This is a genomic window from Streptomyces sp. NPDC027189 (genome assembly GCF_055566975.1).
In genome coordinates, this window is sequence record NZ_JBVHRI010000004.1 from 318,672 (window position 1) to 339,667 (window position 20,996).

Sequence of the window (20,996 nt, forward strand, 5' to 3'; positions counted from 1 at the left end):
GCTCAACTTCACAGAGAACTTCACACCGGCCACCGCGACGGCGGGGGAGAAATTCCCTCGCTCGTACCGCATTGCCCTGGTAGTCATGGGCTATGACGACTGACGTGCGGGTGCTGCAGCAGACCGACTGGGATGTCTGGTACGACAACCTGATTCGCGCGTTCGGTGGTGTCCCGGAGTCGTCCGAGGAACGCGAGCTGTACAACGCGCTCACAGAGTACGACCGTTCCCTGGGCGTGTGGGACGGCGATCAGTGCGTGGCCACGGCGGGCGCCTTCTCCTTCCGCGTCACCGTGCCCGGCGGCGCCTCCGTCCCGGCCGCGGGCATCACCATGGTGAGCGTCGCGGCCACGCATCGCAGGCGCGGGGTGCTGACCGCGATGATGCGGCGCCAGCTGGACGACATCCGCGCCGGGGGCGAGCCGCTCGCCGTCCTGACCGCCTCGGAGCCGGCGATCTACGGCCGGTTCGGCTACGGCATCGGCACACTGCAGCTCAACGCCGAGATCGACACCACCCGCGTACGACTGTCGGTGCCGCCCGGCACCGACGACGTACATCTGCGCTACGCCGTGCCGGCCGAGGTGCTCGACGCGTGCGAGGCGGTGTACGCGCGCCTGGTTCCGGGCCGGCCGGGGATGCTGGCGCGGCAGCCCGGCTGGGAACGCCTCCAGGTCCTCGACCCGGAGAGCGAGCGGGGCGGCGCGTCGCCGCTGCAGTGCGTGGTCGCCGAGCGGGCCGGCGAGGTCGTCGGCTATGCGCGCTTCCGGGTCAAGCCGGAGTGGGGCCCGTCCGGGCACAACGGCGCGGTGATCCTCAGCGATCTGGAGGGGCTCGACCCGGCGGCGCGGGCCGCGCTGTGGCGGATCCTCTTCGACATCGACCTGACGTCCACGCTGCGCACCCGGGCCCGGCCCGTCGACGAGGACGTGCAGCACCTGGTGTCCGACATCCGACGCTGCAATCTGCGGATGAAGGACTCGCTGCACGTACGGCTCGTCGATGTCGGCGCAGCGCTGGAGGCGCGGACGTATCAGGCGCCGGTGGACGTGGTGTTCGAGGTCGAGGACGCGTTCTGCCCCTGGAACGAGGGGCGTTGGCGGCTCACCGGGGACGCGAAGGGCGCGTCGTGCGTGCGTACCGGGGACTCGGCCGATCTCGCCCTTTCCGTACGGGAGTTGGGGGCCGCGTATCTCGGTGGGGTGTCGCTCGCCTCGCTCGCGGCGGCCGGGCGGGTGCGGGAGCTGCGGCAGGGGGCGCTGGCGGAGGCGTCCGTGGCCTTGTCGTCCGTGGTCGCGCCCTGGCTGCCGCACGGGTTCTGACGGCAGCGCTCGGCTACGCCTTCTGGCAGATCGGGCACCAGAACAGGTTGCGGGCGGCGAGATCGGCGGTGCGGATCTCGCCGCCACAGATGTGGCAGGGCAGGTTGGCCCTGCGGTACACGTAGACCTCGCCGCCGTGGTCGTCCACGCGCGGCGGGCGGCCCATCGCCTCGGGGGTGTGTTCCGGGCGGACCGTGTCGATGCGGTTGTTGCGGACGCCCTCGCGCATGAGCCCGACGAGGTCCGTCCAGATCGCGTCCCACTCCGTGGGGGTGAGGTCCTTGCCCGCGCGGTACGGGTCGATGCCGTGCCGGAAGAGGACCTCCGCGCGGTAGACGTTGCCCACGCCCGCGATGATCTTCTGGTCCAGGAGGAGCGCGGCGATCGTCGTACGGCTGCGGGAGACGCGGTGGTACGCCGCTGAGGGGTCGGCGTCGGGGCGCAGGGGGTCCGGGCCGAGGCGGTCGTGTATCGCCTGCTTCTCGGTGTCCGTGATCAGGGCGCAGGTGGTGGGGCCGCGGAGGTCCACGTACGCGGTGGTGTTCGCCAGGCGGAGACGGACCGTGTCCGTGGGCGGTGGGGCGGGGGCGTCACCGAAGCCGACCTTGCCGAAGAGGCCCAGGTGGATGTGGATCCAGTCCGCTGCGCGGAAGCCGAGGAAGAGGTGTTTGCCGTGGGCTTCCGCGGTGCTGAGCTCCGCGCCGTCCAGGAGGGCGGCGGCGTCGGTGAACTTGCCCTGGGGGCTGGTGACGCGTGCCGGGCGGCCACCGAAGCTCGCGAGGTAGTCCTCGGCGAGCCGGTGAATCGTGTGCCCTTCGGGCACGGGGTCCTCCTGCTGTTGTCTGTCGTCCGACGGCTCGGGCGTTTTTCGCCCCCTGCGCCCCTACCCTCCCCCACTCTCGGCTTCGCTCGAGCGGGGGACCCCCATCGTCCCTGGGGGCTGCGCCCCCAGACCCCCCTAAAAGATCGCGCAGTTCCCCGCGCCCCTAAAAAGGGGCGCGGGGAACTGCGTGAACAACGGAGGGGCCCCGGTGCCTACGGCTGCTGCGGGTGGTGGGCCGGGATCGGGGGGAGTTCGCGGGTCGTCTCGTAGGTGGAGAGCATGTCGATGCGGCGGATGTGGCGCTCGTCACCGGAGAAGGGGGTGTTGAGGAAGGTCTCGACGAACTTCGTCGCCTCTTCCTCCGAGTGCATGCGGGCGCCCACGGCGACGACATTGGCGTTGTTGTGCTGGCGGCCCAGCGACGCCGTCTCCTCGCTCCAGGCGAGCGCGGCACGCACCCCGGCCACCTTGTTCGCGGCGATCTGCTCACCGTTGCCCGAGCCGCCGATCACGATGCCGAGGGACTCGGGATCGGCCGCCGTGCGCTCCGCGGCGCGGAGGCAGAACGGCGGGTAGTCGTCCTGGGCGTCGTAGATGTGGGGCCCGCAGTCGACGGGCTCGTGACCGGCGGCCTTGAGCCACTCGACGAGGTGGTTCTTGAGTTCGAAACCGGCATGATCGGAGCCGAGGTACACGCGCATGGTCCGAGTGTGACACGGCTGTTTCGGCGCCGCGCCGCGGGGGTTCGACCGCGGAAACTGTGAGCAATACTACAGAACCTCAGGTAAACCTCAAGTAACGATCTGGATTCAAAGGTTCACGAATTCCTTTGCCTCAGATTCACTGGTCCAACCCGTACACCGCTCATGCACGGGAATCTGCTCACCGGCGCAAAGGAATCCCCCTCATGACCTCGCAGCCGACCCCCACGACGGCCGCAAGCGGCCCCGGAGAACCCGGTGGCGGCCTCCAGGCCGGACTCAAGAACCGTCATCTGTCCATGATCGCCATCGGTGGTGTCATCGGAGCCGGGCTGTTCGTCGGCTCCAGCTCCGGTATCGCCACCGCCGGACCCGGCATCCTCCTCTCGTACGCCCTCGTCGGCACGCTCGTGGTGCTGGTGATGCGGATGCTCGGGGAGATGTCCGCCGCGAACCCGACCTCCGGTTCCTTCTCCGCGCACGCCGACCGCGCGCTCGGCCGCTGGGCCGGCTTCTCGATCGGCTGGCTCTACTGGTTCTTCTGGGTCGTCGTGCTGGCCGTGGAGGCCACCGCCGGGGCCAAGATCCTCGAAGGCTGGATCCCGGCCGTGCCCCAGTGGGGGTGGGCGCTCATCGTGATGGTCGTCCTCACCGCCACCAACCTGGTGTCCGTGGGGTCCTACGGCGAGTTCGAGTTCTGGTTCGCCGGGATCAAGGTCGTGGCGATCGGCGCGTTCATCATCGTCGGCGCGCTCGCCGTCTTCGGTGTGCTGCCGGGCGTCGACAGCGACAAGGCCGGGCTCGGCAATCTGACCGACCACGGCGGCTTCCTGCCGCACGGCCCCGGCGCGATCCTCACCGGCGTACTGCTGGTCGTCTTCTCCTTCATGGGCAGCGAGATCGCGACCCTCGCGGCCGGTGAGTCCGAGGACCCGCAGCGGGCCGTCACCAAGTCCACCAACAGCATCATCTGGCGGATCGGCGTCTTCTACCTCGGCTCGATCTTCGTCGTCGTGACCCTGCTGCCGTGGAACGACCCCTCGATCAAGGACAAGGGCTCGTACGTCGCCGCCCTCGACTCCCTCGGTATCGCGCACGCCGGTCAGATCATGAACTTCATCGTGCTGACGTCCGTGCTGTCCTGCCTCAACTCCGGGCTCTACACGGCCTCCCGCATGGCCTTCTCGCTCGGTCGGCGCGGCGACGCGCCGAAGGCCTTCGCGAAGACCACCTCGCGCGGTGTACCGATGGCCGCGATCGTCGTCTCGGTCGTCTTCGGCTTCGTCGCCGTCTTCTTCAACTACAAGTTCCCGGACTCGGTCTTCCTCTTCCTGGTCAACTCCTCCGGCGCGGTCGCCCTGTTCGTCTGGCTGGTCATCTGCTTCTCGCAGCTGCGGATGCGGAAGATCATCCAGCGCGAGTCGCCGGAGAAGCTGGTCGTGAAGATGTGGCTGTACCCGTACCTGACCTGGGCGACGGCCGCGCTGATCGTCTTCGTGCTCGGCTACATGCTGACCGACACCGAACACGACGGCCGGGAGACCGTGCTGCTGTCGCTGCTGGTCGCGGCGGTGGTGCTCGTCATCGCCGTCATCCGGCAGAAGGTCGGGGCGGGCACGTCCTCCGTGAAGCACGTCGCGGCCGCCGAGCCTCGGGACGAGGATCCGGTGAAGGTCGGCTGAGCCGATGGTGACGTCGGGTCCGACGTCGTTGATGTGACGTGTGGGAGGGGCTCCTCGGCGATTGTCTTCGCCGCGGGGCCCCTTCTTCCGTTGTCTTCGCCGCGGGGCCCCTCCTTCCGTTGGCCCCGCGCGGTCCCGGTTCACAGCACCGTGAAACTGTTCTTGACCTGCTGGTAGACCTGGAGCGCCTGGTTCTCGATGTCCGGCTGGTACCAGGTGTTGATCTGATACGACTTGCCGTCGGCGTCGAAGCCGAGCAGCAGCGCGTGCCAGTGCACACCTTTGAGCGTGAAGGTGTACTCCCACACGACCGCGGGCCTGCCCCGGAACGTCGTCCTGTCGAGGCGGATCTTCTGGTAGTCCCGCCCCTGGCGGGCGTTCTCTTCCGAAGTCTGCCAGGTCTGCATCAGGTCGCCCTTGGCCAGCGAGGACTTGGCCGCGAGTTCCTGCATGCCGTCGGGCGAGGTGTAGTGCACCTCCGAGCCCGTCTTCACGTCACGGCGCCAGCCCTTGGGCGTCACCCACGCGTACCCGCCTGCCTCCCGATGGGCTCCCGGGGGCAGGCTGGGGGGCCGCGAGGTGCCCTCGACCGTGGACGAGGGAGACGGGGAGCCGGCGGCTCCCGACGAGGCGGCCGGCACGGACGATCCGGAGGAAGCCCCGGTCCTGCCGTCGGGCGATCCGCCCGTCGCGGCGATGACGACCCAGGCGACGACGCCCGCGGCGACCACACCACTGGCCGCGGCCAGACCCATACGGCGCCTGCTCCGTCGCGGACCGCCGGACGGCACGGCGGGGCCGGGGAGTTCGCCGGGGGGCATCCCGACAGGCCCCGGCGCCGTCGGCAGCCGTGCCGCAGTCACGGCCGTCGCGGTCTGCGCCAACGTGTCGGGGGTACCGGCGGAGGAGACCTCCGAGCCGACCTCCGCGCGCAATTCGGAGGGGACTTCGGTGGAGGCGTTGGGTGCGGAGACAGGCGGCTGCTCCGGGTGCCTCTTCGGGTGCCTCTTCGGATTCTCCTCCCGGTGCTTCTCGAAGTCGGGTGGGCTCTTTCGCGTCGGGGTGCGGTGCGGCGGTATCGCGTCGTGTACGGGCTCGGGTTCGGGTTCGGGGGCGCGCCCAGGAGGACGCTCTTCTTCCGGAGGTGGGATGGCCTCGGGGAGGTCCGACGGGGGCTGCCGCGCGGCACGTAGCAGCTGGGCGTCGAGGAGCGCGGGCGTGGGCGGCTCCCCGCGAGCCGGCTGAAGGAGCGGTGGGGTGGCATTCGGCACGTCCGGCTCCGGATCCGGCTCGGTCCAGGACGCGGGCTCGGAATCGGACCTGGAAACGCGCTCGGACCTGGAGCCGGACGCGGACCCGAGCTCGGGCTCGCACCTGGGCTCGGGCACGGGCTCGGACTCGGACCCGGGCTCGACCTCGGACCCAGCCTCGGTCGCGTACTCGAATTCGTACTCGGAGTCGAAGTCGTACTCGGGCTCCGTATCCGGCAGTTCGGCGGAAGCCGTGCCCGCCCCTGCCCCCGATCCCCGGTACACAAGCTCCGCGAGCTCCGCCTCAAGTTCCGCCAGGCCGGGCCGGGTCGACGGCTCCTTCTCCAGGAGCGCGGCCAGAATGTCCCGCAAGTCACCTGCGGAAGCGGGGAGTTCGGGCTCCTCGTACAGGACGGCGTGCAGCGTCGCCAGCGTGGTGGAGCGGGAGAAGGGGGAGCGGCCGCCCAGGGCCGCGCAGAGGGTCGCGCCCAGGGACCACACATCGGACGGCGGGCCCTGTGGGCGGCCGGAGACGCGTTCGGGCGCCATGTAGTCGGGGGAGCCGACCAGCATCCCGACCATGGTGAGCGCCTCCGCGTCCTGCAACGCGGCGATGCCGAAGTCGGTGAGGACGACGCGATGGCCACGCCGCTCGACCAGGACGTTGCCCGGCTTGATGTCGCGGTGCAGCACTCCGCCGGCGTGCACCTGACGCAGCGCCGAGACCAGTTCGAGCCCGATCCGGGCCGCCTCGCGCGGGCCGAGCGGTCCGTCCTCCATCACGATCCGTTCCAGGGAACGCCCGGCGACGAGTTCCATGACGATCCACAGCCGCTCGCCCTCGTCCACGACGTCGTAGATGCGGACGACGTTGGGATGGTCGATCCGGGCCGTGGCCCTGGCTTCGCGCAGTGTGCGTTCGCGGCGCGTCCTCGTGTCCTCGGGATCGAGTCCGTCGATACGCATTTCCTTGACCGCGACCTGCCGGTCGAGCATTTCGTCGGCGGCTCGCCACACCCGCCCCATTCCCCCCTGCCCAATACTTTCGACCAGCCGATAACGCCCCGTCACCAGTAATCCCGGAACACCGCCCTGTACGTTCGCCGACAATCCCTGCACCCCCTCAACATCAGCCACAATCGCCCGTCACAACAGAAACACAATGGTCACACTTCGGGCCGTACCAGCATAGTGCGGAGAAATCTTGTGGTACCTCTTCAAGTACTGCGAATTCAGGCGCAGCCAAGGGGGACGAACATGAGTTCTCGTCACACGACGACCATCGCGGGATCGCTGCTCACGGCATCTTTCTCGGCCGTGATGATCCTTTCCTTCACCGCCGTCGCGGACGACCAGGGGCCGGGGAGCAGCAAGGGGGGAAAGGTAATTGACGAGGCGCCGGCAGGTGTAAAGCTGACCACGCTACTGCCCGAGAAGATCTCGGTCGACAACAGTTCCCAGAAGACGGCCATTACCGCCACGGTAAAGAACGAAGGGACCAAGGACAGCGGCGACATCAGGCTTTTGGTGGTCGGTTTCGACGGCCTTCAGGTCAAGGGCGTCAAGGGCTGCACCGCTCTGGCGGACAAGGATCTGCCCAAGGGCTCGAACAGTGGTTTCGTTTGCTCGGTCGGCAATCTCGCGGTCGGCAAGTCGAAGTCGTACGCGGTCGACGCGACGTTCGATCTGGGCAAGACCGGAAAGATCTGCCTCCCGGTACAGACGAGCGACGGGAAGAAGACCTACTGGCAGCAGGGCCCGGTGCCGTTCGGTACGACGAACCCGTCGCCGAACGCCCCGGCCACCCCGCTGCTGCTCGGCACCGACAACAAGCCGGTGGCACCCGGCGGCGACCAACTGCCGAAGACCGGCGCGGGGAGCGACGTCCTGCCGCTCGGCGCGGCGGGCGCGGCGCTCATCTCCGCGGGAGCGGCGGGACTGTGGTGGGCGCACCGCCGCCCGCGGCAGCAGCAGTCCTGAACAGCGACCGTTGAGGGTGGGCCGGGATGCCGAGCGCGGCATCCCGGCCCATCTCTTGCGTGATCCCGGAAAACGTGACGGCAGTTGTCAAGTAATGCCGCCACGATGAGCCGCATGAACACCGCCGACAACACCGCAGACCAGGACCGGAACACCGAAGACCAGGACCGGAACACCGCGGACCGTGACCGGCTCGTCCTCCGCCCCGGTGACCCCGGGTACGACGAGGAACTCGGCGGTTTCCAGAACGGCTTCGCACAACCTCTTCCGCACGAACTACAACATCAAGGACCAGCAGGCCACTTGAGCCGTCACTTCTTGTCGACGAGCTTCCAGGCGGTGGGCAGCACGCCCATCGCCAGCGCGGCCTTGAGGGCGTCGCCGATCAGGAACGGGGTGAGGCCCGCCGCGATGGCCGCGCCGGCCGACATACCGGTGGCCAGGGCCAGGTACGGGACGCCGATCGCGTAGATGATCGCCTCGCCGAGCAGCATCGCGCCCGCCATGCGCAGCACCGAGCGGTCGGCGCCGCGGCGGGCGAGGGCGCCCACCACGGTGGAGGCGAGGAGCATGCCGAGGATGTAGCCGAAGGACACGGAGACGCCGGAGGAGCCGCCGGCGAACCACGGGACGCCGGCCAGGCCGAGCAGCGCGTACAGGGCGAGGGAGAAGAGGCCCCGGCCGGCGCCGAGCGCCGTGCCGACGAGGAGCGCCGCGAAGGTCTGGCCGGTCACCGGCACCGGGGAGCCCGGCACCGGGAGGGAGATCTGGGCGGCGAGGCCGGTGAGGGCGGCGCCGCCGAGCACGAGGGCGGCGTCCCTGACGCGGGAGGCGGGGAGCAGGTCGGCGAGGACCTCGCCGGGGCGGGTGCCGGTGCGGGGCGTGGCGGCTGCGGTACTCATGGGGACTCCGGCGGGGTTCAGGCACGTTGGGACACGGTGACGCTATCCCAGGGGTGCGTAGGCGATCACCGTCAGTGGTCGACAAAGGGGGGATCCCGAGCTTGGTGGACTCTTCACAAAGGGGTGGGGGTACACCCGCCGGGGCGTGATGCTGATCACTGAGGTGGGGGTCGATTTATCCGGGGTGGCGGGGTGGGCGACGACTGTAGAGTCCCGCCAAAGATTCTCGTCGCCCCTCCGCCCCTGCCCATTCCCGACCTTGGTGGCTCCGCCCCCCCGAACCCCCGCTCCTCACACGCAAGAGGGGCGGAACTCTTGCCGGCCGGGGCTGGAGATTTTCAGCCCGTTCGGCGTTCGAGGACGAGCGCGACAGCGGGGGGCTGGGGGGGGCGGCAGCCCCCCCGGTACGCGACGGGTAGGGGCGGAGGGGGTGAAAACACACCCTGGCCGAAGTCGGCCGGCAGCGCCTACCCTTCGACGCATGCTCGCCCAGGCCCGGAACTTCTCGTCGCGTCGCCATGTCGACCTGCGACGTGTGAGCGCGGCCGCCTGTCGCCGTCCCTAGCGAGGCGGGCGGAGCGGATCCCGTGCGCCTCGCTTCACGAGACGGCGCAGTGTCGGACCCGTTCCCGAGGATGATCGCCATGCCCCGTACCGCGGCACCCACTCTCACCTCCCCCTTTCCCTCCTCTTCCGCTTCCCGTATACCGCGCGCGGCCGACCCCGACCGGCGCAGGACGAGCGCGAGCGTCGTCCTGCGGTCCGTGCTGGAGCACGGTCCGGTGGCGCGCAGCACCATCGCCCGGCTGACCGGTCTTTCGCCGGCGTCGGTGACGGACTACTGCGCCCGGTTCGCCGAACTCGGCCTCATCCGCGAGGCGGCCGCGCCCCGGCGGTCGAACGGAGTGGGGCGTCCGCACGTCCCCGTCGACCTGGACGACTCGCGGTTCGTGGTCGGCGGGGTCCATGTGGCGGTGCCGTACACCACGGTCGCGCTGCTCGATCTGCGCGGCCGGGTGGTGGCCCGGCGCGAGCTGAAGCACGAGCGCACCGATCCCGGGGCGGTGCTGGCACGGGCCGCCGACGGGCTGGGGGCTCTGCTGGACGAAGCCCCGGGATGCCGACCGCTCCGAGTCGGCGTGGCCGTCGGCGGCTGGGTGGACCGGGAGTCCGGGACCGTCGTCGAGCACCCGCTGCTGGGCTGGCGCGACGTGGCGGTGCGGGAGGTCATCGGCGAACGCACCGGGCTGCCGGTCCATGTGGACGGGCACGCACGGGCGTTGGTCAACGGGGAGCGGCTGTTCGGGCGGGCGCGGGGCAGCGGAAGCGTGCTGCATCTGTTCGTCGGCAACGTCGTCGACGCGGCGTTCGCCACCAACGACGAGGTGCACCACGGGCCGCGCTCGCAGGCGGGCGCCATCGCCCATCTGCCGGTGCCGGGCGGCACGGAGCCCTGCGACTGCGGGCGCATCGGCTGCCTCCAGGCCGAGTTGAGCGAGCGGACGCTGTGCCGGCGGGCACGGGAGGCGGGCGTCGTCGAAGGCGTGAACCCCCTGCACGTGGTCGCGGCGGCGGCGGGCGGTGACCCGGAGGCCGTACGGCTGCTGGTGGAGCGGGCGCGCGCCATCGGACGGGCGGCGCGGCTGCTGCTGGACGTGCTCAATCCGGAGACGGTGGTCGTGACCGAGGTCGGGATCATTCACCGGGAGGACTGCCTCAGCGCGCTGCGCGAGGGGGTCGGTGACGAGCGCGGGGCTTCCGTCGTGCCGACGAGTTTCCCGGAATCCGTACTCGCCGTGGCCGGCGGTTCGGTGGCGCTCGACGTGCTCTACCGGGATCCGCTGGCCGCTTCACCTGAGGCTATTTAATTCAGAAACTCCGAATGTTGACAGGGACTGTGCATGACCAGGAACATCCTGGTCATGAGCCTGTTCGTGAGCTGTCGCACCCTTTGTTGCTGACACGTTGCCGCGTGTGAAGCGCTCATTTTTTCTGCGTGAATTCCTTTTCCCTGGGCTTCCTCGTGACCGGAATTCCGCATGTATTCCTGCCTTCTGATCTCACGGAGTCCTCCCATGCCTTCTTCTCCCGTGTCGGGTGTCGACCGACGGCTCTTCCTCACCTCCCTGCTCGGCGCCGCGGCCGGCGTCGCCGGGCTGAGCGGCTGCGCGGGAAGCAGCGCGGCCGCCGACACCAAGGGCGCCTCGTCCGCCCCGCTCGCCGACAAGATCCCGGCCGGTACGAGCCTGAAGATCGCGTCCTATCAGAACACCCAGCAACTCCAGTTCAAGCTCGCCAAGCTGGACGACCTGCCCTTCAAGGTGTCGAGCTGGGTGAACATCGGCGCCGGCCCCGACGTCATCAACGCTTTCCGCGCCAAGTCCCTGGACGTCGCCAACAACGCGGGCATTCCGCCGATCCAGGCCCACTATCAGGGCTTCGACGCGAAGATCGTCGCGATCAACGTCACCCGTAGGCCCAACTACCTCTTCGCCACCAAGCCCGGCAGCGACATCCGGTCGGTCGCGGACTTCAAGGGCAGGAAGCTCGCCTTCTCGCAGGGCCAGGCCCAAGGTGTCGTACTCCTGAGGGCGTTGAAGAAGGCCGGGCTGAAGTACGACGATGTCGAGCTCGTGCCGCTGACCAGCAACCAGTTCCTGACGGCCCTGCAGTCGGGCCAGGTGGACATCGCCCCGCTCGCCAACAGCCAGGCGCCCGCCTATCTGCAGCAGTACAAGTCCAAGGGCGCCCACGTCATCACCACGGACGTCGTCGACCTGCTCAACCTGCTGTGGGCGCCGACCTCTGTGCTGGGCGACTCCGCGAAGGCCGCCGCCGTCGCCGCGTACATCCCGTACTGGGCCAAGGGCCAGGTCTGGACGTACGAGAACCCCGACATCTGGAACGAGGAGTTCTACGTCAAGACGCAGAACCTGACCCTCCCCCAGGCCCAGTCGATCACCAGGCTCGCCAACAAGCCGCTGTTCCCGCCGAGTTGGGACGAGGCCATCAAGTGGGAGCAGAAGACCGCCGAGCTGCTGGCGGAGGGCGGCTTCGTGAAGAAGTTCGACGTCTCCTCGCTCTTCGACCACCGCTTCGAGGACATCGCCGCCAAGGCCGTACCGGCGGAGTACCGGAGGTGAGCGCCGTGACCACCACGACCACTGTCGCGCCGGTGGCGGCTCAGGAAGAGAGCCATCGGGCAGGACGGCGGCGCCGAGGCCTCTCCCCCGGCAAACGCCTGCCCGCGTCCCGGCTGATCGGCCCCGCCCTGATCGTCGCCCTGTGGGCCGTCGCCTCCGCCGCCGGACAGCTCGATCCCGGCGCGATCCCGGCCCCCTGGACGGTCCTGAGGACGGCCGGTCATCTGTGGACCGCCGGGACCCTGCCCACCGACATACTGACCTCGCTGGAGCGCGCCGGGTACGGATTCGCCATCGGCCTCACCGCCGGAGTCGCCCTCGCGCTGGCGTCCGGGCTCAGCCGGGTCGGCGAGGCGTTGATCGACGGGACGGTGCAGCTCAACCGGGCGATACCGACCCTCGGGCTGATCCCGCTGTTCATCCTGTGGCTGGGCATCGGCGAGACCTTCAAGATCGCGATCATCGCCATCGTCGTCTACATCCCGATCTACCTGAACACACATGCCGCGCTGTCCGGCATCGACAGCCGCTTCGTCGAACTCGCCGAGGTCCAGGGCCTGTCGAGGTGGGCCTTCGTCCGCCAGATCGTCATCCCCGGCGCACTGCCCGGCTTCTTCGTCGGACTCCGGCTCGGGGTGACCGGCTCCTGGCTGGGCCTGGTGGTCCTTGAGCAGATCAACGCCACCAGCGGACTCGGCTACCTGATGTTCCAGGCCCAGAACTACGGCCAGTCCGACGTCATCCTCGTAGGCCTGCTCGTCTACGGCGTCTTCGGCCTCATCTCCGACAGCGCGGTCCGTATCGTCGAACGGAGGGTGCTGTCATGGCGCCGCACACTGAGCAGCTGACCCGGCCTGCCGTCCAACTCCGGGGACTGACAAGGTCGTTCGACGGCCGTACCGTCCTCGACGGCATCGACCTCGACCTGCCGGCCGGACAGTTCACGGCCCTGCTCGGGCACAGCGGCTCCGGCAAGAGCACCCTGCTGCGGGCGATCGCCGGCCTCGACCACAACGTCACCGGAAGCGGCCGGCTCACCGCCCCGGAACGGGTGTCCGTCGTCTTCCAGGACTCCCGGCTGCTGCCCTGGCGCCGGGTGCTGGACAACGTGCTCCTCGGCCTCGACGGCAAGGAAGCGGCGCAGCAGGGCCGCGAAGCCCTCGCCGAGGTGGGCCTGAAAGGCCGCGAACGCGCCTGGCCCAACGAGCTGTCCGGCGGCGAGGCCCAGCGCGCCGCCCTCGCCCGCTCGCTCGTCCGCCAGCCCGAACTGCTACTGGCCGACGAACCGTTCGGCGCCCTCGACGCGCTCACCCGGATCCGGATGCACGTCCTCCTGCGTGAGCTGTGGGAGCGCCACCGGCCCTCCGTCCTGCTCGTCACGCACGACGTGGACGAGGCGATCGTGCTCGCCGACCGGGTGCTCGTGCTCGACCAGGGCCGTATCGGCCTCGACCTGCCCATCGACCGTCCGCACCCGCGCTCGTACCGCGATCCGCTGCTCGGCGACTACCGCGAACGGCTCCTCACCGCCCTGGGAGTCACGGAGGACCACAAGTGACCCGTCAGCTCCACCTCAACGCGTTCCTGATGAACACAGGCCATCACGAGGCCTCCTGGCGCCTGCCGGAGAGCGACCCGCACGCGCACGTGGAACTGGCCCACTACGTCCACCTCGCCCGCATCGCCGAACGCGGCACCTTCGACTCGCTCTTCCTCGCCGACGGGCCGGTCCTGTTCAACAGCGTCGGCCAGCGCCCGTCCGGCGCGCTCGAACCCATCACCCTGCTCACGGCGCTGGCCACCGCCACCGAGCACATCGGCCTGATCGCCACCGCCTCCACCTCCTACAACTCCCCCTACAACCTGGCCCGCAGATTCGCCTCCCTGGACCACATCAGCGGTGGTCGCGCGGGCTGGAACATCGTCACCACGGCCGGCGCGGAGGCCGCCCGCAACTTCGGCCTCGACGACGAGCCCGCGCACGCCACCCGCTACGAGCGCGCCGCCGAGTTCCTGGACGTAGCCCTCAAGCTCTGGGACAGCTGGGAGGACGACCTCGTCGTCGCGGACAAGGCAGCGGGCGTCTGGGGCTACGAGAGCAAGATTCATCCACCGCGCCACCAGGGGACGTACTTCAGCGTCGAGGGCGCCCTCAACGTGCCGCGCGCGCCCCAGGGTTACCCGCTCCTCGTGCAGGCGGGTTCGTCGGAGGACGGCAAACGGTTCGCGGCGCGGTACGCGGAGGCGGTCTTCACCGCCCAGCAGACGCTCAAGGACGCGCAGAGCTTCTACGCCGACCTCAAGTCCCGCACGGCAGCCGCTGATCGCGACCCGGACCACATCAAGATCCTGCCCGGGATCGTCCCCGTCATCGGCTCGACGGAGGCAGAGGCACGCCGTCACGAACAGGTCCTGGAGGACCACATCGTGTACGAGCACGGGCTGAACCGCCTGGAACACCTGCTGCACCTGGAGCCCGGCACCCTCGGCCTCGACGTGGGGCTCCCCGCCGATCTGCCGCCGGAGAGCGCGATCGAGGGGGCCAAGAGCCGCTACACGCTCGTCGTGGAGCTCGCCCGGCGCGAGCGGCTCACCGTCCGCGAACTCATCGGGCGCCTCGGCGGCGGGCGCGGGCATCTGACCTTCGCCGGTACGCCCGAGCAGGTCGCCGACGCCATCGAGGAGTGGTTCCGGCTGGGCGCGGCCGACGGGTTCAACATCATGCCCGCCGTACTGCCGTCCGGCCTCGACCTCTTCGTCGACCACGTCGTGCCGATCCTGCGCACCCGGGGCCTGCTTCGTACCGAGTACGGGCCCCGCCGGACCCTGCGGGAGAGATACGGACTCCCGCGCCCCGCCAACCAGTACGCCAGCCCCCTCGTCCGAAAGGAACCGCCCCACATGGCCGACATCCAGATCCACAAGGTCACCGGCAACATCGGCGCCCGGATATCCGGCATCGACATCGCCAAGCCGCTCGACGACGACACCCTCGCCGCCGTGCGCGCCGCCCTCAACGAGCACAAGGCCCTGGTCTTCGACGACGTCGACCTCGACGACGAGGGCCAGCAGGCCTTCGCCCAGCGGTTCGGCGACCTCACCACCGCCCACCCCACCGTGTCCGCCGTGGCCGGCGCCCCGAACGTGCTGCCCGTCGACAGCGAGCGCGGCCGCGCCAACCACTGGCACACCGACGTCACCTTCGTCCTCAACCCGCCACAGGCCAGCACCCTGCGCAGCATCACGATCCCGCCGTACGGCGGCGAGACGCTCATCGCCAACTCGGCGGCCGCCTACCGCGACCTGCCCGAACCCCTCCGCGCGCTCGCCGACACGCTGTGGGCCGAGCACACCAACGACTACGACTACGCGGTGCCGGACGAGCAGATCGACGAGGAGAAGGCAGCGCAGCGCGCCGAGTTCACCTCCATCAAGTACCGCACCGCCCACCCGGTCGTCCGGGTCCACCCGCTGACCGGTGAGCGCGGGCTGTTCATCGGCGGGTTCGCGCAGCGGATCGTCGGCCTGTCGGTGGGCGAGTCCCGCAGGATCCTCGATCTGCTCCAGGCCTATGTCACCCGGCCGGAGAACATCCTGCGCTGGCGCTGGTCCCCGAACCAGCTGGTCCTGTTCGACAACCGGATCACCCAGCACTACGCCATCGACAACTACGACGGTCTGCCGCGCCGGCTGCACCGCGTGACGGTCGCCGGTGACGTGCCGGTCGGCATCGAGGGCAAGGAGAGCTACTCGATCGCGGGCGACGCCTCGCACTACACGTCCGTCGCCGCGTAACCGGGAGGTCGCGCACTGTACGGCGCGCGTCCGCATTCTGGGCAGCCCCTCCCTCTGAGCGGAGAGGCTGCCCAGACTGTGGGCGTTTTTGCCCCTCGCACGTAAGGGACCACCCGCTCTCATGTCCCGCACCACCCTCGACGCCCCACCCGGCCCCCCCGACACGGACGTCTCCCTCTCCCACGGCCTCAAGCAGCGCCACCTGTCGATGATCGCCCTCGGCGGTGTGATCGGCGCGGGCCTGTTCGTCGGGTCCGGCGCGGGGATCGCCGCCGCCGGGCCTTCGATCGTCATCGCGTACGCCGTCTCCGGTCTGCTCGTCATGCTGGTGATGCGGATGCTCGGCGAGATGTCGGCCGCGTATCCGTCGTCCGGTTCCTTCTCCGCGCACGCGGAGCGGGCGATCGGGCCGTGGGCGGGCTTCACCGCGGGCTGGTCGTTCTGGGTGCTGCTGTGCACGGCGGTCGGCCTGGAGGGCATCGGCGCCGCCAAGATCGTCACCGGCTGGCTGCCGGGCACGCCCGAGTGGGCGTGGGTGGCGCTGTTCATGGTCGTCTTCTGCACGGCCAATCTCGGCGCCGTGAAGAAGTTCGGCGAGTTCGAGTTCTGGTTCGCCGCGCTGAAGGTGGGCGCGATCAGCCTGTTCCTGGTCCTGGGCGTGCTGGCCATCGCGGGCGTGCTGCCGGGCACGGACTCTCCGGGCGCCTCGAACCTCACCGGTGAGGGCGGCTTCCTGCCGAACGGCAGCGAGGGGCTCGTCATCGGTCTGCTCGCGTCGGTGTTCGCGTACGGCGGCCTGGAGACGGTCACCATCGCGGCGGCCGAGTCGGAGAACCCGGTCAAGGGCGTCGCGAGCGCCGTACGCACCGCCATGTGGCGGATCGCGCTCTTCTACATCGGCTCGATGGCGGTCATCGTCACCCTCGTCCCGTGGGACTCCGAGGAAGTCGTCGAGAAGGGCCCGTACGTCGCCGCCCTCGACCACCTGGGCATCCCGGGCGCCGCGCAGCTGATGAACGTGGTGGTGCTCGTGGCCCTGCTCTCGGCGATGAACGCCAACATCTACGGAGCCTCGCGCATCGGGTACTCGCTGGTGGAGCGCGGCCAGGGCCCGAAGGCGCTCGGCCGGGTGTCTGGGGGCGTCCCGCGCATCGCGGTGCTGACGTCCTCCGTCTTCGGCTTCGTGTGCGTCGTCCTCAGCTACTGGCGCCCGAACGACGTCTTCCCCTGGCTTCTGAACATGATCGGCGCGGTGATCCTGGTCGTCTGGGTCTTCATCGCGGTCTCGCAGCTGCGGCTGCGGCGCCGGGTGGAGCGGGAGGCCCCGGAGAAGCTGGTCGTACGGATGTGGGCGTTCCCGGTGCTGACGTGGGTCGCGCTGGCAGGCATGGCGGCGATCTTCGTCCTGATGGCCCGGGAGCCCGACACCCGCGTACAGCTCTACTCGACGGGCGGGATGACGCTGTTCCTGGCGGCCGTCGGCTACGGCTGGCAAAAGGCGCGGGCCCGCCACTGACGCCCCTCAACTGGTGATCGTCTTCCCACCCTTCACGTGGCAGGCGGAAAGAAGGAAAGCCCCCGCGAGGACCTGACTCGCGGGGGCTTTCCCTCATGGTGCGCACGGCACGTTGAGCGACAGCAGGGAAACCGCCCCGTCTTCGACCCTGATTTCAGTGATCGCCGCGTTGCGCAGTCGCGGAAAGACACGGCGGTACTCGCCCAGCGGAATGGACAGGACGGAGCAGAGCACCAGGCGGAGCAGGGTGTTGTGGGCGACGACCAGGACGCGCTGGCCGGGGTGTGCGGCGGCGATGCGGCGCAGGGCACCCGCGCCGCGGGCGGCGGCCGTGCGGGGGTCCTCCGCCTCCGGGAAGGGATACGACACCGGGTCGGCCCGGAAGGCCTTGGCGCGCGCCGGGTTCTCCGCCTCGAACTCGGCGAGGGTGCGGCCCTCCACGACCCCGAAGTCGCACTCGCGCAGAGCGGGTTCACGGTGCGGGGTGAGGCCCAGGGCGCGGCAGGCGGGTTCGGCCGTGGCGATGGCGCGGGAGACCGTGGACGTCCAGATCGCGTCGACCGGGTGTGCGGCCGCCCAGCGGCCGAGGGCCTCCGCCTGGGCGCGGCCCTCGTCGGTGAGGGGCACGTCGCTCACGCCGGCGTAGCGGTTCTCGGCATGCCAGACGGTCTGCCCGTGCCGGGCCAGCAGAAGGGTCGCACCGCGGGTGCTCGTCGTACTCATGACCCGGCAGTATCCAGGTTCACGCGCGCTCGCGCGTGCGCTGCGACGGAAGCCGGCAGCCAGCCGCGCTGTTCCAGCTCGTCGACGAACCGCGTGTACGGGTCGACGAAGAGTGCTGTACGGGCGGTGCGGGGTTCGAGGACCGTGCGGATGCGAACCATGGCTTCGGCGGCGTCGGCGAGAGTGCGGGCGGCGCCCGTGCCGTAGGCCGCCAGCGCGGCCATGCCCAGCGCGGGTTCGGTCTGTTCGGGGACGCGGGCGGGGCGGCCGAGGATGTCGGCGCGGAGCTGGTTCCAGTACGGGCTGCGGGCGGCGCCGCCGGTGAAGGTGAGCGGGCCGTCCAGTGGGGCGCCGAGGTGGTGCAGGTAGTCCAGGCAGAGCCGCTCGGTGAGGCCGACGCCCTGGAGGAGCGCGGCCCACAGGTCGGCGTCGGAGGCGGGTTCGCCGAGGACGAAGGCGGTGGCGTCCGGGGCGAGAAAGGGAAAGCGTTCCCCGGGTGAGGTGAGGGGGTAGGCGAGGACGGACGCGGGCTCGTGGGCCGGGGCGGCCTTGTCCATGGCGGCCGGTGAGGCATGCGGGAAGTACGCCGCCAGCGTGCCCGCGCCGACACTCGACGCACCCCCGGGCAGCCAACTCCCGCCCGGAGCGAGGTGGTTGTAAACGACGCCGGTCGTGTCCCGTACCGGCCGCGCTGCCGCGCCCTTGAGCACGAGCGTCGTTCCGAGCACCGAGTTCCAGGAGCCCTCGCGCAGGGCGCCCGAGGCGATCTGGGCCGCGCAGCCGTCGGTCATCCCGGCGATCACGGGAGTGCCGGCGGGGATGCCGGTGCGTTCGGCGGCGGCCGAGCAGACCTCGCCGAGCCGGGTTCCGGGGCGTACGACCTCGGGCAACAGGTCCTCGGGCAGGCCCAGTTCGGCGAGGGCCGCGTACGGCCAGGTGTCGCGCTCCAGGTCGTAGGCGGTCTTCAGGGCATGGCTGGAGTCGGTGGGCGTCGGGTGGCCGGCGAGACGGGCGGTGATGACATCGGCCTGGTGCGCCAGGCGAGCGCCTCCGTACTCCCGCATCAGCCACAGCGCCTTCGGCAGCCCCCAGCCGTTCTGCACGTAGAGCCCGGCCGCCCGGGCCCGCTCCCCCTGGGCCACGGCGCGTGCGTCGTCGTACATCAGGCCCGGTGTCAGCGGGCACCCCGAACCGTCCGTGAGCAGCACCGTCCCGGACGTGGCGCACACCGCCAGCCCGCCGATCCGTACGCCCTCGAGCGGCCGCAGCGCCGCCCGGGACGCCGTGCACACCGCGTCCCACCAGTCCTTCGCGTCCTGTTCGTGGCGTGGGCCCGCCCGCCGTCCGGTGAGCGGGGCCGTGCCGCCGCCGAGGACGCGTCCGGCGCCGGTGACGACGAGGACGCGAACGCCCTGCGTGCCCAGGTCGACGCCCAGCCACGCCGTTCCGTCTTCCGCCATCCGGACCTCCCCGCTTTTTTGGCTCACTCGCGCGCATCCCGACCCAGACTGTGAACTTCTCACTCTGCCCTGAGATTTTCCCCTGCGCGAGGGATTGACGGTCAACCCCCGCCGTTACACCCTCTGTTAACGAGTCGACTCGACGTGTTACTCAGGCTTGCCGCGCTGAGTCATCGCCAAGCTGCCCGGCTGACCCGCCTTTCCGGCTGGGGGTCCGGGGGTTATCCCCCGGATGGATGCAGCACCGGACCGATCCGACGTGGAGGTCACGGATGGACATGCACGTGCACGACCGCCGGCGCTTCCTCGCGCTGGCCGCCGCGGCGGCCTCGGCCCCGCTGCTGACCGCCTGCGGCGCCGGGTTCGGCGGGGACGACAAGAAGAACGACGGGTCGGCCGCCGCCGACGTCACCGGGTCCTTCGACTGGAAGCGGGAGAAGGGCAAGACGGTCAGGGCGCTGCTGAACAAGCACCCCTACACGGACGCGCTGATCGCCGACCTCAAGACGTTCACCGAGAAGACCGGCATCAAGGTCGAGTACGACGTCTTCCCCGAGGACAACTACTTCGACAAGCTCACCGTGGACCTGTCCAGCGGGCGCGCCTCGTACGACGTCTTCATGCTCGGCGCCTACATGGTGTGGCAGTACGGGCCGCCGGGCTGGCTGGAGGACCTCGGGCCCTGGATGCGCAACTCCTCGGCCACCGGCGACGAATGGGACCGGGCCGACTTCTTCCCGAACCTCCTGCAGGCCGACCAGTGGTCCCTCAAGGCGGGCGCGCCGCTCGGGCAGGGCGGGCAGTACGCGCTGCCGTGGGGCTGGGAGACGAACGTCGTCGCCTACAACACGGACGTCTTCAAGAAGCTCGGCCTCAAGCCGGCGGAGAGCTTCGACGAATTACGGGACGTGGCGTCCGTCATCAAGCGCAAGGCTCCGGGCGCCGGATTCGACGGGATGTACGGCATCGCGGTGCGCGGCTCGCGCAGCTGGGCGACGATCCACCCCGGCTTCATGACGATGTTCGCGCGGAGCGGACTCAAGGACTTCACCGTCACCGACGGCAAGCTCAAACCGGCCATGAACACCCCGGAGGCCATCGCCTTCACGCAGGACTGGGCGGGCATGGTCAAGCAGGGCGGCCCGCCGTCGTGGACGTCGTACACCTGGTACCAGTGCTCCAGCGACCTCGGCGCGAAGAAGGCCGGGATGCTCTTCGACGCGGACACGGCCGCGTACTTCCAGGCCGTGAAGGGGGCGAGCCCGGCGTCCGGAAAGATCGCCTTCCATCCGGGGCCGAAGGGGCCCGACGGGTCGCTCGCCACCAACATGTGGATCTGGTCGCTCGGCATGAACGCCAAGAGCAAGAAGAAGAGCGCCGCCTGGCTGTTCCTGCAGTGGGCCACGGGCAAGGAGCATCTGCGCAGGGGCGCGATCATGTACAACCACATCGACCCGGTGCGGAAGTCGATCAGCCAGGACGGCGCCTACAAGGACAAGATGAAGCACCTGGAGGGCTTCATCGACACCTTCGAGACGGTCGTCGACCAGACGAAGATCCAGTTCACCCCGCAGGAGCAGTTCTTCGACGCGACGACGAGCTGGGCGTCCGCGCTCCAGGAGATCTACGGCGGCAAGAACGCCAAGTCCGTGCTCAACGGCCTTGCAAGTGACCTCGCGGCCAAGGTGAGTTGAGCCCG

17 protein-coding genes and 1 pseudogene are annotated in these 20,996 nt (G+C 69.9%); 11 read left to right on the forward strand and 7 right to left on the reverse strand.

Annotated elements, in window-relative coordinates:
- The first annotated feature begins 92 nt into the window (after nucleotides 1–92).
- Nucleotides 93–1,322, forward strand: a complete 1,230-nt coding sequence (locus ACZ4RZ_RS12370; protein WP_467743916.1) for a GNAT family N-acetyltransferase — start codon at nucleotides 93–95, stop codon at nucleotides 1,320–1,322.
- A gap of 13 nt (nucleotides 1,323–1,335) precedes the next feature.
- Here the strand turns inward: ACZ4RZ_RS12370 and ACZ4RZ_RS12375 are convergent, their stop codons facing one another.
- Entirely contained in the window at nucleotides 1,336–2,145 is an 810-nt protein-coding gene (locus ACZ4RZ_RS12375) for an Fpg/Nei family DNA glycosylase (RefSeq protein ID WP_467743918.1), read from the reverse strand.
- Nucleotides 2,146–2,357: 212 nt separating this feature from the next.
- On the reverse strand, nucleotides 2,358–2,846 hold the full coding sequence (locus tag ACZ4RZ_RS12380) for a ribose-5-phosphate isomerase (RefSeq protein ID WP_189185060.1): 489 nt from the start codon (nucleotides 2,844–2,846) through the stop codon (nucleotides 2,358–2,360).
- 206 nt (nucleotides 2,847–3,052) lie between these two features.
- Here ACZ4RZ_RS12380 and ACZ4RZ_RS12385 point away from each other — a divergent pair, with 206 nt between their 5' ends.
- Complete coding sequence (locus ACZ4RZ_RS12385) at nucleotides 3,053–4,528, forward strand: amino acid permease (RefSeq protein WP_467743920.1); 1,476 nt, start codon at nucleotides 3,053–3,055, stop codon at nucleotides 4,526–4,528.
- A 140-nt stretch (nucleotides 4,529–4,668) separates the two neighbouring features.
- Here the strand turns inward: ACZ4RZ_RS12385 and ACZ4RZ_RS12390 are convergent, their stop codons facing one another.
- Nucleotides 4,669–6,804: a protein kinase domain-containing protein gene (locus tag ACZ4RZ_RS12390; protein ID WP_467743922.1), complete on the reverse strand. Its 2,136-nt coding sequence runs from the start codon at nucleotides 6,802–6,804 to the stop codon at nucleotides 4,669–4,671.
- A gap of 231 nt (nucleotides 6,805–7,035) precedes the next feature.
- Between ACZ4RZ_RS12390 and ACZ4RZ_RS12395 the strand changes: the two genes are divergently transcribed.
- Nucleotides 7,036–7,758 carry an LPXTG cell wall anchor domain-containing protein gene (locus tag ACZ4RZ_RS12395; protein WP_467743923.1) on the forward strand — a complete coding sequence of 241 codons (723 nt, stop codon included), beginning with the start codon at nucleotides 7,036–7,038 and terminating at the stop codon, nucleotides 7,756–7,758.
- Between the two features lie 87 nt (nucleotides 7,759–7,845).
- On the opposite strand, the gene ACZ4RZ_RS12400 is transcribed toward ACZ4RZ_RS12395, so the two are convergent.
- Together ACZ4RZ_RS12400 and ACZ4RZ_RS12405 are read right to left on the reverse strand one after the other, a co-directional pair.
- Nucleotides 7,846–8,031, reverse strand: a complete 186-nt coding sequence (locus ACZ4RZ_RS12400) for a hypothetical protein (protein ID WP_467743925.1) — start codon at nucleotides 8,029–8,031, stop codon at nucleotides 7,846–7,848.
- A gap of 38 nt (nucleotides 8,032–8,069) precedes the next feature.
- Nucleotides 8,070–8,660 carry a biotin transporter BioY gene (locus ACZ4RZ_RS12405; protein WP_467743927.1) on the reverse strand — a complete coding sequence of 197 codons (591 nt, stop codon included), beginning with the start codon at nucleotides 8,658–8,660 and terminating at the stop codon, nucleotides 8,070–8,072.
- 644 nt (nucleotides 8,661–9,304) lie between these two features.
- Here ACZ4RZ_RS12405 and ACZ4RZ_RS12410 point away from each other — a divergent pair.
- The 7 genes and pseudogenes from ACZ4RZ_RS12410 to ACZ4RZ_RS12440 all read left to right on the forward strand — a co-directional run bounded on the left by ACZ4RZ_RS12410 (nucleotide 9,305) and on the right by ACZ4RZ_RS12440 (nucleotide 17,114).
- Nucleotides 9,305–10,528: an ROK family protein gene (locus tag ACZ4RZ_RS12410; RefSeq protein WP_467743928.1), complete on the forward strand. Its 1,224-nt coding sequence runs from the start codon at nucleotides 9,305–9,307 to the stop codon at nucleotides 10,526–10,528.
- 207 nt (nucleotides 10,529–10,735) lie between these two features.
- Nucleotides 10,736–11,803: an ABC transporter substrate-binding protein gene (locus ACZ4RZ_RS12415; RefSeq protein ID WP_467743929.1), complete on the forward strand. Its 1,068-nt coding sequence runs from the start codon at nucleotides 10,736–10,738 to the stop codon at nucleotides 11,801–11,803.
- A complete protein-coding gene (locus ACZ4RZ_RS12420) occupies nucleotides 11,800–12,651 on the forward strand; it encodes an ABC transporter permease (RefSeq protein ID WP_467743931.1) in 852 nt (283 codons plus the stop codon). The genes ACZ4RZ_RS12415 and ACZ4RZ_RS12420 overlap by 4 nt, the downstream gene beginning before the upstream one ends.
- On the forward strand, nucleotides 12,627–13,361 hold the full coding sequence (locus tag ACZ4RZ_RS12425; protein WP_467743933.1) for an ABC transporter ATP-binding protein: 735 nt from the start codon (nucleotides 12,627–12,629) through the stop codon (nucleotides 13,359–13,361). The genes ACZ4RZ_RS12420 and ACZ4RZ_RS12425 overlap by 25 nt, the downstream gene beginning before the upstream one ends.
- A pseudogene (locus ACZ4RZ_RS12430) lies at nucleotides 13,358–14,680 on the forward strand (LLM class flavin-dependent oxidoreductase); the annotation flags it as partial. The gene ACZ4RZ_RS12425 and the pseudogene ACZ4RZ_RS12430, both read left to right, overlap by 4 nt.
- Nucleotides 14,681–14,704: 24 nt before the next feature.
- Nucleotides 14,705–15,598: a TauD/TfdA dioxygenase family protein gene (locus ACZ4RZ_RS12435; RefSeq protein ID WP_467744326.1), complete on the forward strand. Its 894-nt coding sequence runs from the start codon at nucleotides 14,705–14,707 to the stop codon at nucleotides 15,596–15,598.
- Nucleotides 15,599–15,719: 121 nt separating this feature from the next.
- Nucleotides 15,720–17,114, forward strand: coding sequence for an amino acid permease (locus tag ACZ4RZ_RS12440; protein WP_467743935.1), 1,395 nt, complete (start codon nucleotides 15,720–15,722; stop codon nucleotides 17,112–17,114).
- Between the two features lie 93 nt (nucleotides 17,115–17,207).
- Here ACZ4RZ_RS12440 and ACZ4RZ_RS12445 read toward each other — a convergent pair whose 3' ends face one another.
- Nucleotides 17,208–17,837: a histidine phosphatase family protein gene (locus tag ACZ4RZ_RS12445; RefSeq protein WP_467743937.1), complete on the reverse strand. Its 630-nt coding sequence runs from the start codon at nucleotides 17,835–17,837 to the stop codon at nucleotides 17,208–17,210.
- A complete protein-coding gene (locus ACZ4RZ_RS12450; protein WP_467743939.1) occupies nucleotides 17,834–19,297 on the reverse strand; it encodes an FGGY-family carbohydrate kinase in 1,464 nt (487 codons plus the stop codon). The genes ACZ4RZ_RS12445 and ACZ4RZ_RS12450 overlap by 4 nt, the downstream gene beginning before the upstream one ends.
- Before the next feature lie 272 nt (nucleotides 19,298–19,569).
- Here ACZ4RZ_RS12450 and ACZ4RZ_RS12455 point away from each other — a divergent pair, with 272 nt between their 5' ends.
- Nucleotides 19,570–20,991, forward strand: a complete 1,422-nt coding sequence (locus tag ACZ4RZ_RS12455) for an ABC transporter substrate-binding protein (RefSeq protein ID WP_467743940.1) — start codon at nucleotides 19,570–19,572, stop codon at nucleotides 20,989–20,991.
- The last annotated feature ends 5 nt before the right edge of the window (nucleotides 20,992–20,996 follow it).

Bases quoted from the DNA above. Each gene is read 5' to 3' on its own strand.
- ACZ4RZ_RS12370 (WP_467743916.1), top strand. From the start codon at position 93: ATGACGACTGACGTGCGGGTGCTGCAGCAGACCGACTGGGATGTCTGG.
- ACZ4RZ_RS12440 (WP_467743935.1), top strand. From the start codon at position 15,720: ATGTCCCGCACCACCCTCGACGCCCCACCCGGCCCCCCCGACACGGAC.
- ACZ4RZ_RS12410 (WP_467743928.1), top strand. From the start codon at position 9,305: ATGCCCCGTACCGCGGCACCCACTCTCACCTCCCCCTTTCCCTCCTCT.
- ACZ4RZ_RS12385 (WP_467743920.1), top strand. From the start codon at position 3,053: ATGACCTCGCAGCCGACCCCCACGACGGCCGCAAGCGGCCCCGGAGAA.
- ACZ4RZ_RS12395 (WP_467743923.1), top strand. From the start codon at position 7,036: ATGAGTTCTCGTCACACGACGACCATCGCGGGATCGCTGCTCACGGCA.
- ACZ4RZ_RS12425 (WP_467743933.1), top strand. From the start codon at position 12,627: ATGGCGCCGCACACTGAGCAGCTGACCCGGCCTGCCGTCCAACTCCGG.
- ACZ4RZ_RS12380 (WP_189185060.1), bottom strand. From the start codon at position 2,846: ATGCGCGTGTACCTCGGCTCCGATCATGCCGGTTTCGAACTCAAGAAC.
- ACZ4RZ_RS12435 (WP_467744326.1), top strand. From the start codon at position 14,705: ATGGCCGACATCCAGATCCACAAGGTCACCGGCAACATCGGCGCCCGG.
- ACZ4RZ_RS12405 (WP_467743927.1), bottom strand. From the start codon at position 8,660: ATGAGTACCGCAGCCGCCACGCCCCGCACCGGCACCCGCCCCGGCGAG.
- ACZ4RZ_RS12390 (WP_467743922.1), bottom strand. From the start codon at position 6,804: ATGGGGCGGGTGTGGCGAGCCGCCGACGAAATGCTCGACCGGCAGGTC.
- ACZ4RZ_RS12450 (WP_467743939.1), bottom strand. From the start codon at position 19,297: ATGGCGGAAGACGGAACGGCGTGGCTGGGCGTCGACCTGGGCACGCAG.
- ACZ4RZ_RS12415 (WP_467743929.1), top strand. From the start codon at position 10,736: ATGCCTTCTTCTCCCGTGTCGGGTGTCGACCGACGGCTCTTCCTCACC.
- ACZ4RZ_RS12455 (WP_467743940.1), top strand. From the start codon at position 19,570: ATGGACATGCACGTGCACGACCGCCGGCGCTTCCTCGCGCTGGCCGCC.
- ACZ4RZ_RS12445 (WP_467743937.1), bottom strand. From the start codon at position 17,837: ATGAGTACGACGAGCACCCGCGGTGCGACCCTTCTGCTGGCCCGGCAC.